Source organism: Bacillus sp. V5-8f (assembly GCF_002863565.1).
In the GTDB taxonomy this organism is placed as follows: domain Bacteria; phylum Bacillota; class Bacilli; order Bacillales; family DSM-1321; genus Peribacillus.
Window position 1 is genome coordinate 78499 of the sequence record NZ_PGUW01000019.1, and the last position, 12263, is coordinate 90761.

Below are 12263 nucleotides of genomic sequence, written 5' to 3' on the forward strand. Positions count from 1 at the left end.
CCCGTTTTGAAGGCATAACGAACCACCCAAACGGTTGTTTCCTGTTCATCAAATCCGTACACTACCGCTTTTGCAGCATCCGCTGCCATGAGGATAGGATGATCGCGAACGTTTGTGACATGGTATTGGTTAGACGGTGTTTTTCTTGCCATTTATCATTTCCACTACATTCATTTGATTAAGGACTTCCAACACTTTTGCAGGCGTGAGTCCTTTTGACAGCTACACCCCATTTCAGGCCACTCTATGGCAAATCTATCTTTATTAAGGGGGCTTTCTTCTAAAATCTCAAATCGTTTTGAACGTAGCATAAGAAATATCCTTCATTTTATCATTATTTGGGTAGTTCATTTTTTATGATGAAAAGGTTTGCAAAGACGCAGAAATTTCTTTTTCAAACGGGACAGAGGGACAGTACCTGTCCCTCAATAGAAAACCCCGAATAAAGGACTTTTTTACAGTGTCCATTATTCGGGGTACAGTTCAGGATGTCTGAGTCTCTTCCTTGATTTCCATCCAGATTACATTCTCCAGGTTAATCAGCACTCCCTTAAAATCAACCCAGCTTCCTTGACTTAGTAGTTGATCTCTGACTTTCTCCTCGGAGACAGACTCTACTTGAAATGTCTTACTTTTTTGACTTACAAACTCAATATTCACAGTGAAGTTTGGCATGATCTCATCCTTTTAATTCTTACTATGCCAGATGCTGAGAATATTTATGCAATCAGGCGGCTTTTCCTATTATCGAACAACATATTTATAAAACTTTTTATCAACTTTGAGTATTGGAAAACTGTCCAGCAGCTCCTCGACATGAATGCTTTCAATCCATTCTTTTTATTAAACCTATGCGCAGTGTTATCGGGACATTGTATTCTTTTTGCTGGATCTCGAGAATTAAATCCCCTACTTCGGATTGGTATTGATTCGAGTATTCTTTTACTAAAAAGCCCGTTATCGTAAAGCACTTCCTTCACATTTGTAAATTTACAGGTTTTTCTTGTATTATGTATCCTACAAATTTTCACTAGTTTATTATTCTTTGGAGTAAAGTTTTGCAAAGGTTATATTCTAAAAATGCCGGAGGACCCCGTTTTTTTTCAATTCGGCCACTGCCCCATTAACGGCTGTCGCTTCATCCGTACACTTAAGCCCCTTCACTCCACTCGGTAGGACGATACTGGGGGTTTTGTGGTAACAACTCCAATAAATCCTATGCTCATGCCATTCACCTTCACCACCTTTTAAGGCGCCAGGATGGGCTTGCCAGTTTGCCCATTAATGACATTAGCAACAGCCCATGGGAAATTTGCCCCTGCAAAATCACCTGTTTTCTCATGTACCCCGCCATTGACTAGCCGCTGTAACTCAATTACACATTCATCGAATTCGTGGTTGCCTACAGTGCCTATATCAAAAAGTTTGCATTTAATATATCAAACAAAAAATTCTGATTATTTTTCGCATTATACATCGGCAATCCAGCTATTGTGATGCTGAAAAAACTCGTAAACCCTCAAAAGAAACAAAAATCCCTCATATTAGTAAAAAACCTGACGGTAAATGGTCGGTCTAAAGGAAAGGGTTACGCTAGTACAGTGTAGAAAAACAATGTCATAGGAGCTACTAACTTTCCGGAAAGGTAGTGACAAGTTATGTTTGTTTCAAACATCCGTCTAGAGAACAGGACACAGCTGTTCACCGTTGTTAGCCAGATGCGAAAAGCGAGGGTACCGGAGCTGCAAAGAATCCAGGAGCAAACTGAAGAACCACAGTTACGAATGGCTCGGGATCAGAAAATGCGTGACATGATGAGTCAAACCGTGAATGCAAAGGTTGAGGGTAGTCCAATCCGAATCAGTGTAGAGGACAAGAAAGGAACATGTGAGGTTTATTCTCCGTCTAGCTTAGAGTTTATTGGTCCGGGTGATTGATTGTACATTCCAACAATAGAAAGGGGGGATTAACAAAGGCACAACAAAAACCGAATATCCAGACCTTCCACCTGTGTATCGCACGAACGCCAGTGCATACAAGTACACGGAACTTTAGCTTGGAAGAATCTGTTTTGCATACAAGGTTTTACCGCTCTTTATAATTCAGCCGAGTTTTTGCCTGCATGGCCAGGAGTTCCATTACATGCCAGGCCATACATGTATGGATTATAGGCGACATAATCAAAAATGCTGTCAGGCATAGCAGTCCACGAACAACCTACCTAACCCATCGTATAAAGCCGACCACTGCTAATCCTCAATGAAACCTTTTGTTATCAGGAGGGATGCCATCTATCTTCACCCCATTCACGGGCAATAACTTAATATCTAATCATTTCCAGGGCTTCTACATTGGAGCCTTTTTTGTTGTAGAATTTATAGGAAATATATGATCTTTGTTCACCTTCTGCACCTCTTCATTCCTTGTCCATTGTGCTTTACAAAATGAGGCTTGGTCATGAACCTATCTTAAAAGAGCATGTTGTTTACAATAAAATGCGATTATCCGGGAAGATAATCGCTCTTGATCCTATCTATTCCTACTTTTTAAGTTCAACTTGTTTAAATCCAGTGCCTGCATTAATATACGTTTCACTTGGCCTGGTTTTTGAAATAATTTTCCCGTTTCGAACAGAATAAAGAATGGCTGGCTGCCTGCGGATCATATCATATTCATCAATTGCGTCAATTACAATAAAGTGCGCAGGTTTACCTTCCTCTATTCCATACTCTGTTTGTACGTTCAAAGTCCTTGCACTATTGGAAGTTATAAGGTCGATGGAATCAACAATTTCTTCATAGCCCAGGAGCTGACATATATGGATACCCATATGAAGCACCTGCAGCATATTTCCCGTTCCCAACGGATACCATGGGTCAATAATATCATCATGTCCAAAGCATACATTCAGATTTGATTCGAGAAGTTGCTTTACACGTGTAATCCCCCTGCGTTTAGGAAAGGAATCGAATCGTCCCTGTAGATGTATATTCACTAATGGATTAGCAATAAAATTAATATCAGCCAGCTTTAAAAGCCTGAATAGCTTGTTGGTATATGCATCGTTATAAGAATGCATCGCAGTCGTATGGCTGGCTGTGACCCGGCTCCCCATGCCCGTTCGATAGGCTTGTGCAGCAACTGTTTCAATGAAACGTGAATGGCCATCATCTGTTTCATCGCAGTGTATATCCACTAGCCGGTCATATTTTTGTGCCAGTTCAAAAACAATCTTTACCGACTCTACTCCATCTTCTCTAGTTAATTCATAATGAGGAATGCCGCCGACAACATCGGCTCCCAGCTGGAGCGACTCCTCGAGCAACTCCAGGCCGCCTGAAAAGGATAGTATGCCTTCCTGGGGAAACGCGACGATTTGCAAATCAATATAAGGTGCCATTTCTTCCTTCACTTCAAGCATAGCCTTCAATGCAGTAAGCTTTGGGTCGGTTACGTCTATGTGTGTCCGAATATATTGTATACCTTGTGCAAGCTGCCACTGAAGAGCCTTTTTTGCCCGGGATTTTACATCTTCTGCAGAAAGTGATCGTTTACGCTGCGACCATCTTTGGATGCCTTCCAATAAAGTACCGCTATTGTTCCATTCTGGTTCTCCTGCTGTTAAGGCACTGTCCAGATGAATATGCGGTTCGATGAATGGGGGGAGGACCAATGAACCCTCGATATCTAAAACTTCTTTCGCTTCGCTCTCCAGATTTTTGCCAATACGATCAATTTTCCCATCAACAATCGCAAGGTCCCAGGTTCCTTTCTTATGTCTGAGGGTGGCATTTTTAATAAGCAAACTCATACAGCCTCCTCTGTTTCTGTCTCCATTGTGGAAGCAAGTTTCCTCTGGATAACTGAAGCAATCAGATAAAATCCTGCTGATCCAATAACGGCATTAATAGAAGGAACACCTGGTATAAATTTTGCTCCAATCACCCCGATGACCCATGCAATAATGGCGAGCCAATTCACTGACTTAAATGTCATCTTCTCGAATTCCTTATATTTTCCTCGGTTTAGAAGGAAGAAATCTGCCAACAATATGGCACCGATCGGCGGGAGTGTCAGGTTAAGAAAACTTAGAAATCCAACGAAATTGTTATAAAGCCAAAGCGCCATGACAGTACCCAAAATACCGTTAAATATGACAACTTTGCTTTTCTTTATTTTTGTAATATTGGAAATGCCAAGTCCTGAGGCATATAAGGCATTATCGTTAGTAGTCCAAATGTTCAGTCCCAAAACAATGATCGCCGGCAATATCAAGCCTTGTAAAAACATGACTTCGGATACATCAGCTACGCCCGTAGAAATCGCTCCAACCGCCCCGAAAAGAAACATCAAAGAATTGCCAAGAAAGAATGCGATGACAGTGGAGATAACTGCACTTCGTTTTGTTCTTGCAAATCTCGTAAAGTCAGCAGTCAGCGTCCCTCCACTGATAAATGAGCCTATGCATATAGATAAGGCTGCTGCCAATCCAATTGATTCAGTTGGCGAATATGACAGAATCCCGTCTACGCCTCCAACTGTCTGTGTAGCTTTAAAAACAGAAAAACTTCCTAAAATGACGATGAGCGGAACCGAAATAAAACTGATGACAGCCAGTGACTTCATTCCAAAATAGGCTGAGGACGACATTAGTATCCCTGCTAAAATGATCAATATATAAGTATCGATTCCAGTCACCTTCTGCACGGGTAATGCGAACATGGCCACCCCTACTCCGAACCACCCGATTTGCGTAATACTTAGCAGGAATGAGGCTAAATAAGAGCCTTTTTCACCAAAAGCATATTTCGTTAATAAATGTGTAGATAATCCCGTTTTGGACGCTGCGTACGCCAGAGCACCTGTATAAAGTCCGAGGAGTAGATTTCCGGCCATCACAACCAATAAAAATTGGGTAAAGTCCAGTCCGTTGCCAATCGTGCCTCCACCCATCATACTTGCTGAAAAGAAAGTGAAGCCCAGCATAACGACCATCATGTTCCAGAAACCAATACGGTGATTTTTAGGCACCGCCTGCAAGGAAAATTCCTTATCATTGTTTCCTTTTGACATAAAAATCCCCCCTTTTTTGAATATTCTGATTTTTAATTAAGTTCGCTTCCTCTTAAGAATATTTCACCTCCTAAAAAAAGCCCGGGAAGAATTTTTACATTCTTCACCGGACTTTTCCTTCCAAGTGGGGCATTATTCATGCCACTTTTCTCGGACCAGGCTTTTTCATAGAAACGAAAAACGGAACCCTAGAAAAGGTTTTAATATTTACAGATTAATATAAAGCTTAAAATAGGTCCCTTCAATAAACATGTTAGATTTACTAACATGATTTTTTAAGAATGAACAATTTATACAATGTGTTTTCCAGCGAGTATTATTTCTCCAGAATGTCTTTAATTTCCTCGTGTTCCATTTATACGTATTCATAATAAAATAAAATATTACCCCAACATCTAAACATATATTTGAGAACGGATCTAGAAACGACCTTTACAGAATCACTAAATCATGAACAGAATAACAAACTTCCAATCTAACGGGACTATCTGCCCTATCAAACATTTCGAAAGGATTGTTATAATGTGAACCGGGGATTTTATCCTTGGTACTTTTTATTTATAAAAACATCAAGAAAAGGATGATTCACATGAAGAAAGTTTTAGGCTTTGCCAAAAGAAGATGGAAATACATACTTACAGCACTTATCGCTCTAGTTATTGGAGCAAATATGGGCCCATCCCAGGAAGAAGTGGATGCGGCTATTAAAAAGAATAACGATTTGAACACTAAAATTGACGAAAAAGATGATAAAATAGCCAGTTTAACAGATGACAATAAGGAGCTTTCCGCTAAAGTGAAGGAAGCTCAACCGTTCTTCAAATTAAAAGAAGAAGAGCGTAAAAAGAAAGAAGCTGAAGCGAAAGCCGCTGAAGAAAAGCGTCTAGCTGCACAAAAGGCGAAGGAAGAAGCTGCTGCTAAAGAAGCTGAAAGAATAGCTGCTGAAGAACAACGTAAACAAGAAGAGAAAGAAAAGCAAGGTTACAATACAGGCATTACATATGACCAGTTAGCAAGAACTCCTGATAACTATATCGGTGAAAAGGTGAAATTCCGTGGAAAAGTTGTTCAGGTATTAGAAGGCGATGGTGAAACTCAAATTCGATTAGCTGTTAATGATAATTACGACAAGATCCTATTCGCTTCATTTGATGCTTCCATCGTTGGATTAAGAGTATTAGAAGATGATACGATTACGATTATGGGAATATCCGCTGGATTAATCAGCTATGATTCTACTATGGGTGGTCAAATATCCATTCCTGGCGTATCTATTGAAAAAATTGAACAATAGTAGATAAAATTGGGCGGTCCTTCACAGGGCTGGCCTTTTTTATTAGATGAATGTACATGGGAAAACCATTTGATTGGCATTGCAATACCACGGTAAACCGGTAGCCCTTTGGGTAAGTGAAAATTCTGAAACCATTTTGAGGTTTGACAATTAAGACAACACAAACAGCAAGACTTACAACGGTAGAAAAATGTGTTACCTGGAAATTAAAACCGTATTTGGAGGGCAAATATTTCTGTCCCTTCTTTCTGTCTAACTTAATAAAGGTGTAATCTGCGCTTAGTATACAATCCCCAGAATTACCCAGGCAATAAAAAGACACCCTATTTAGGATGTCTGAGCCTGTTCCTTAATTTCCATCCAGATCACATTCTCCAGGTCAATCAATATTCCCTTAAAATCAACCCAGCTTCCTTACCTAAGTAATTGATCTCTCACTTTTTCTTCAGTGGCAGAATCAACTTGAAATGTCTTCCGCTGCTGATTTACAAATTTTATATCTACATTAAAGTTTGGCATAGTCTCATCCTTTTTAATTCTTACTATGCCAAATGCTAAGGAAATAATTTATGATTATACTAAAATCATTACTACATTTTCAACGATGATGAAATAACTTTTCAAAGTGAAAATAATCCTCAATTCCTCGCCAAAACCCCCATCTCTGTAAAAACATCCCGAATTTGATGAGTGTATTCCCCAAACTTTTGTGTTTCTCTTAAACTCCAATGCCTTGGTCGAGGAAAGTCAATCTTAATTTCTTTTTTCACTTCACATGGACGATTCGAGAGAATTAATACCCGCTCGGATAACATGACGGCTTCTTCTATATCGTGGGTGATCAAGAAGCAGGTTTTTTATGCTTCATCCAAAGATGCTCGATATCGGAACCCGTTCTTTCCCTTGTAAGTGCATCCAAAGCTCCAAATGGCTCATCTATCAACGGGGAAGCTTGAAATCAGGACAAATTTATTACTAGTGGGAATAGAGCCATGGATTTGCACGTTAAAAATAGTGAAACAACCCGGCGTCAGCTTATCCTCAAATAAGCATTTTTCGTTTATACAAAATGCTAGGTTGAGTTAGTTCCCCCTTCTAAAATCAATATATTTTGAATATTCTAGAAATTAAAGGAAAATTTGGTTATAATATGTAAGGAAGACTACATAGGAGGATTTAATAATGGTACCGGAACAAAAGGCCAGTTATCTCTATATTGTGACAGGTATGCTTGTTTCACTTGTTGCAGTTTCACTTGCAAGGCTCGCTTACGGGGTTGTCCTCCCTTTTATGAAAGAGGGACTTTCCATCTCCTATAAAATGGCCGGTTTGCTTGGTACGATTACTTCTTTGGGATATCTGGTCACCGTGATGTTTGCCGGCGTTGTCTCCACCAAATGGGGAGAGAAGAAGACGATACTTTGTGGTTTATCTTTTATTACGATTGGCTTTCTAAACTTATCCTTTTCCACTTCCTACTTATACAGCTGCATATTTATGTTCCTTTTAGGAGTTGGAACGGCGTTTACGTTTACACCTCTCATTTCTGTTTTGATTCAATGGTTTCCTGCTAAACGAGGGCTTGTCATTGGTTTTGTAAATAGCGGGGCGGGCATCGGGGTATTTATTACAGGTGCACTCGTACCGTTCCTTCATCAGCTTTATCCTGAAATGGAGTGGAGGATCGCCTGGAGAATTTATTTTTTCGTGAGCATCCTGATTTGTCTGATGGTGTTTTTCATAATTAAGAACCCTCCAATGAAGAAAGCTATAACGAAGGAGCTAGCCATATCTCCAAGACAGATCTATACGAACTGGAATGTTATTAAGGTTGCATTGATTTACGGAGTTGTAGGACTAACCTATATCACACAGTCTATTTTCATTATGAGTTTCATGCTGGATGAGGGGCTGAGAGCGCAGCATGCAGGACATTTGATCGCAATTGGCGGCATACTCTCCATATTAAGCTCACCTATTTGGGGAGGTATCTCAGATCACCTTGGCAGGAAAAAGGCCTTGCTTTTAGCCATGGCATTTAATCTTTTATCTACTGTTGCTCCCATTTTTATGCCGAATTCCTTTGGATTTACCATAAACCTCATTGTCCAGGGAATTGTTAGCACAGGCGTATTTACCATGGTTCAGACTTTGAGCACAGAACAGGTCCATCCACGATATGCGACCCTGTCCTTTAGCTATGCCACGTTTTACTTTGCGGTAGGGCAATTCATCGGTCCTACTTTAGCAGGCTTGGCTATTGATTATGTCGGATTTAAAAGCATTTTTACTCTTTCAGCTGTATGGATGGCCGCCGCTCTTTATTTAATTACGAAGGTTTCACCAAAAGCAGCCGAACTAGAACCATCTGTATCTATTGAAAGTAAAATAGGGACCTGAATAATTCAAAATAAGCAGGCTATCGATAATTTCCAATGTATTTACTCGCATTTACCAGCATTTTTTAAGCCCTAACTAAAATAAAGGAAGCCTACGAATAGGCTTCCCATTCCCTATCAGGGTTTTATTGATTAATAACCGCCGAAGCAAGCACAACCAATGATCACCAATAACACAAAAATTACAACAATAAAGGCAAAGCCTCCGCCGTAGCCGCCGCCAACGTATCCATCTCCCATATTATAGCCTCCTTTAAGGTTTGAAAAGTTGTTTACGCTACATAGTATGTACGAGGAGCAGATTCGATTGGGCGGAAAGTTTGTCCTATGAAAATTTGGGTGTTTTCATCATTTTTTTTTAAAACTGCTCCCTGGGAGTTAGTTTAAAAGCTAATCTTAGTGTTTATAAATACATTGTTTGTGTTCACAAAATAGGAGAAATCAGACTTAGCCCATTATTCAAAGATTAGTAAAATACTGTTACCTTTGGGTAGGATCCAACATAATATGCATTGACCCACGAAATACATCGTTGAAAAGGAGAGGTGACATTATGTCTGGTGGTGTAGCGCCTGTTGCAGGATATGGCAATGGTTTTGCATTAATCCTCGTACTGTTCATTCTATTGGTGATAATTGGTTGTGCATGTTTCCGTCGAGGTTGTGCTCCAGTTGCTCCAGTGTACGGCTATGGAGCCTATTGCTAAGAAAAAGCCTTTTTTAAGGCTTTTTTCTTTTGGTAAAACTGCTCCTTTTTCCTCCTTGTTGCCGGGGTTGAAAGAAGACGATCAACTATTACATCCCTAAGAAGAAGTTATAATAAAAAATTTCTACCCTTTTTGTTTTTGACTGCAGTTTGTTTTTTTAATAATTTGCTTCAATGTGACCTACTTCCTTCAATAAAATAACTAAACGTGTAGAATTAACGAAAAAGTTCCAGTTCCGAGAGTGCAGCTTCCGGAACTGGAACTTTTTCAATCGTTCTTATTTCTTTTTATCAAAAGTCACATTTGCGGTCAGAGTGTCACCAGAAGTGGCCCAGTTGACGCTTGCCCCCATTATTTCACCGATGGCTTTGACCGGAATAAATAACTCCCCATCTATGGATATCGGCATTCCTTCATGGTAGATGTCCTTGCCGTTCATGTTATAGATATTGGAGTTCTCCTGGATCGTTACTTGCTGACCTTTTAAAGTTACCGTTGCTTTGTATACTCCGTTCTTTTTGCTGGCCTTGGTTTTTCCTCCTAATGTATCTGTCAGAGAGGCTACAGAGACATAAAATTCATTATTCTCGATTTCAGATTTGACCTTCTTTTTGTCCGCCAAGACTTGCAGCTTTAGGTTGTTGATAAAATGTCTTTTGTCGATTAAGGCGTGGATTCCTTTTGTTCTATCGACCACTTGTGAAACCTCATAATCCGTGGCAGCGCTCATATAGGCAAACGCTGTTGCCCTGTCCATCCCAAGCTTCTCCTCCAAGAAACCAATGGCTTCGCGTACGGTTTCTTTCATAGCCTCATCCAAATCCTCATCCAGACCAACTGGAATCCAGTAATCTTCCGTTTCTGCAAATGGCTGCTTTAGCTCGCCCTTACGAGGGATGGACTGATCGCCTGCCTTGAGAACAGTTAAACGGAAAGTCCCTTGCAGCGATGCCTCCCAAGCGGTCAAGGCCACTTCTCCGTCACCTTGGGCAAAGTGAGGGTCGCCAGTGAAGAACATAGCATCTTTTACCTGAACTGGAAGGTAAAGCGTTGAGCCAACACCCAGCTCATTGATATCCATGTTGCCTCCGGTTTCGATTGGCGGAATGGAACTAACCTTTTCGCTTGTATTGGGAGCAACACCCATCATTCCCATAAATGGCTTCATAGGAAAGCGTACCTGTCCACCGCTTTTAATTGGCAATACTCCGTAGTACTTGCCATTCACTTTTTCCAATGGAGTGAAGGTTGAAACATTGCCGTAAAGCTCTGGGTGATCCGAACTAGCACCCGGCTTCGGGCCGTCATTCTCAGGAAATTCACCTGGAAGGGCTCCTTTATAATGGCGGTTGGAAATCACCCCGTAAGGCACACGGGGAGCCAATGACAACACCTCCACCTTTAGCACATCTCCAGGTTCAGCTCCTTCAACCGCAAGCGGGCCCGTAACGATATGTGGGCCGTCACCTGCAAAGTCATGCTTTAATTCTGAACCCGCAATATCTATGGCGTCCTGTAACACCTCGTCCTTTTTCACGCCATATTTGCTAAAGAATTCAACCGGATCCCGCCCCTGGTCTTCAAGTATGCCTTCATGGGACACCGTATCAATCGTAACGGTCGATCCTGAAGAAATGCTCATCACTGGTTTGCTGTCTCGGTTCGGCAAGTAACCCCATTGAATATTTTTTACTGATGAAGAAAGATAGTATGTACCCTCGGCTTTTTCCGCCGTTGTGCTTTGTAGAACCTTAAATCCGGTTTCCTTTGTTTTTTTCGCCCCGCTTGTCACATCACTAATTAGAAGCGTGGCGGAAAGCACAGTTGCTGCCCCGACACTAAGTATGCCGATTTTCTTTACCTTAGAATGTTTTCTGTTTTGTCCCATAATCCTCGTCCCCTTTACTTTTCATATTGAAAGGTTACAAAGAAAAGGAAAACGGAACCATAAGTTTGTTAGATTTTCTTACATAGTTTTCTCCTTTAAAGCAGTACTCCACCAAATAATTCCTGATTCACTAGAATGATAGCAGATCCAGAATCACTATCAAAAGTTATCATAGTAACTTCGACGAAAACTCCCTGGTCTGAGAAATGAGATATATTTCATTTATCCCATAGGTTTCAGCTGCTTTAATAAAACTGGATGCAATTTTTAACGTTAAATTACATAATTTTTTTGATTTATACTTCAATAAGAAGTTAGGGGAATTATGGTGAAATAGAAATGAAAAGGAGTTGATCGCATGGCTTTCTTAAAAGCCATCAACGGGAGTAAGGGTCATTAAATTCGTTCTGCAACAAGTTATGCACCCAGATCAGTTGAAGGGATCAAAATCATTATACTTTCTCATCCCATTGTTGCACTGCGTCATAAAGATGAAGAATGCCGAAAAGTTTGAATTGCTTAAAATGGATATAAAAAATAAAGGTTTTCCCTGCATGCGGGAGAACCTTTTATTAGCAGAAATAATCCATTAGATTTGGTTTTTAAGGTACTGTAAGACTATTTTATGAAACTCTCTTATAGCTTTTCCCTTATCTTCTCCAAATCCCGCCAAAACAGTTGAAACATCATGTTTATCATAAATGTTGTAACCATCCCCTCTTACCCATGCTAATTCAAAATGATCGTACTCCTTTAAAGTTTTATATTCCCATTCAGTTTCAGCCATGCAAAACACACCTCATCATGCTAAGAATATAGCCTCTATATTTTTATAGTCCTACAGGCATTCTTTCGTGTGGGCGAACGCTAACTAAATGGTGACATATAATAAAACAGTCCTAT

Annotated in this window: 10 protein-coding genes and 2 pseudogenes; 4 read left to right on the plus strand and 8 right to left on the minus strand. The window is 40.3% G+C overall.

Annotated elements, in window-relative coordinates:
* Nucleotides 1-11 precede the first annotated feature (11 nt).
* The 3 genes and pseudogenes from CUU64_RS22175 to CUU64_RS22770 form a co-directional block, all read right to left on the minus strand.
* A pseudogene (locus CUU64_RS22175) lies at nt 12-222 on the minus strand (propanediol/glycerol family dehydratase large subunit); the annotation flags it as partial.
* A 261-nt stretch (nt 223-483) separates the two neighbouring features.
* Nucleotides 484-675, minus strand: coding sequence for a hypothetical protein (locus CUU64_RS17570; protein WP_101634935.1), 192 nt, complete (start codon nt 673-675; stop codon nt 484-486).
* 69 nt (nt 676-744) lie between these two features.
* A pseudogene (locus CUU64_RS22770) lies at nt 745-857 on the minus strand (GNAT family N-acetyltransferase); the annotation flags it as partial.
* Between the two features lie 801 nt (nt 858-1658).
* Between CUU64_RS22770 and CUU64_RS17580 the strand changes: the two are divergent.
* Nucleotides 1659-1937, plus strand: a complete 279-nt coding sequence (locus CUU64_RS17580; RefSeq protein WP_101634936.1) for a hypothetical protein — start codon at nt 1659-1661, stop codon at nt 1935-1937.
* Between the two features lie 602 nt (nt 1938-2539).
* Here CUU64_RS17580 and codA read toward each other — a convergent pair.
* On the minus strand, nt 2540-3805 hold the full coding sequence (gene codA, locus CUU64_RS17585) for a cytosine deaminase (protein ID WP_101634969.1): 1266 nt from the start codon (nt 3803-3805) through the stop codon (nt 2540-2542).
* 2 nt (nt 3806-3807) lie between these two features.
* Entirely contained in the window at nt 3808-5073 is a 1266-nt protein-coding gene (gene codB, locus CUU64_RS17590; RefSeq protein WP_101634937.1) for a cytosine permease, read from the minus strand.
* A gap of 589 nt (nt 5074-5662) precedes the next feature.
* Here codB and CUU64_RS17595 point away from each other — a divergent pair.
* Nucleotides 5663-6367 (plus strand): toxin regulator, encoded by a 705-nt coding sequence (locus CUU64_RS17595; protein ID WP_101634970.1) that lies wholly within the window; start codon nt 5663-5665, stop codon nt 6365-6367.
* 1182 nt (nt 6368-7549) lie between these two features.
* Entirely contained in the window at nt 7550-8767 is a 1218-nt protein-coding gene (locus tag CUU64_RS17600) for an MFS transporter (RefSeq protein ID WP_101634938.1), read from the plus strand.
* 131 nt (nt 8768-8898) lie between these two features.
* Here the strand turns inward: CUU64_RS17600 and CUU64_RS17605 are convergent, their stop codons facing one another.
* On the minus strand, nt 8899-9006 hold the full coding sequence (locus CUU64_RS17605; RefSeq protein WP_101634939.1) for a YjcZ family sporulation protein: 108 nt from the start codon (nt 9004-9006) through the stop codon (nt 8899-8901).
* A 313-nt stretch (nt 9007-9319) separates the two neighbouring features.
* Here CUU64_RS17605 and CUU64_RS17610 point away from each other — a divergent pair, with 313 nt between their 5' ends.
* Nucleotides 9320-9472, plus strand: coding sequence for a YjcZ family sporulation protein (locus CUU64_RS17610; RefSeq protein ID WP_101634940.1), 153 nt, complete (start codon nt 9320-9322; stop codon nt 9470-9472).
* 277 nt (nt 9473-9749) lie between these two features.
* On the opposite strand, the gene CUU64_RS17615 is transcribed toward CUU64_RS17610, so the two are convergent.
* Nucleotides 9750-11360, minus strand: a complete 1611-nt coding sequence (locus tag CUU64_RS17615) for an acetamidase/formamidase family protein (RefSeq protein WP_101634941.1) — start codon at nt 11358-11360, stop codon at nt 9750-9752.
* Between the two features lie 589 nt (nt 11361-11949).
* Entirely contained in the window at nt 11950-12147 is a 198-nt protein-coding gene (locus CUU64_RS17620; protein WP_101634943.1) for a hypothetical protein, read from the minus strand.
* Nucleotides 12148-12263: the final 116 nt, after the last annotated feature.

What these genes read in the sequence shown, in the direction of transcription:
- CUU64_RS17580 (WP_101634936.1), top strand. Translation starts at nt 1,659, where the DNA reads ATGTTTGTTTCAAACATCCGTCTAGAGAACAGGACACAGCTGTTCACC.
- CUU64_RS17615 (WP_101634941.1), bottom strand. Translation starts at nt 11,360, where the DNA reads ATGGGACAAAACAGAAAACATTCTAAGGTAAAGAAAATCGGCATACTT.
- CUU64_RS17600 (WP_101634938.1), top strand. Translation starts at nt 7,550, where the DNA reads ATGGTACCGGAACAAAAGGCCAGTTATCTCTATATTGTGACAGGTATG.
- CUU64_RS17605 (WP_101634939.1), bottom strand. Translation starts at nt 9,006, where the DNA reads ATGGGAGATGGATACGTTGGCGGCGGCTACGGCGGAGGCTTTGCCTTT.
- CUU64_RS17610 (WP_101634940.1), top strand. Translation starts at nt 9,320, where the DNA reads ATGTCTGGTGGTGTAGCGCCTGTTGCAGGATATGGCAATGGTTTTGCA.
- codB (WP_101634937.1), bottom strand. Translation starts at nt 5,073, where the DNA reads ATGTCAAAAGGAAACAATGATAAGGAATTTTCCTTGCAGGCGGTGCCT.
- CUU64_RS17570 (WP_101634935.1), bottom strand. Translation starts at nt 675, where the DNA reads ATGCCAAACTTCACTGTGAATATTGAGTTTGTAAGTCAAAAAAGTAAG.
- CUU64_RS17595 (WP_101634970.1), top strand. Translation starts at nt 5,663, where the DNA reads ATGAAGAAAGTTTTAGGCTTTGCCAAAAGAAGATGGAAATACATACTT.
- CUU64_RS17620 (WP_101634943.1), bottom strand. Translation starts at nt 12,147, where the DNA reads ATGGCTGAAACTGAATGGGAATATAAAACTTTAAAGGAGTACGATCAT.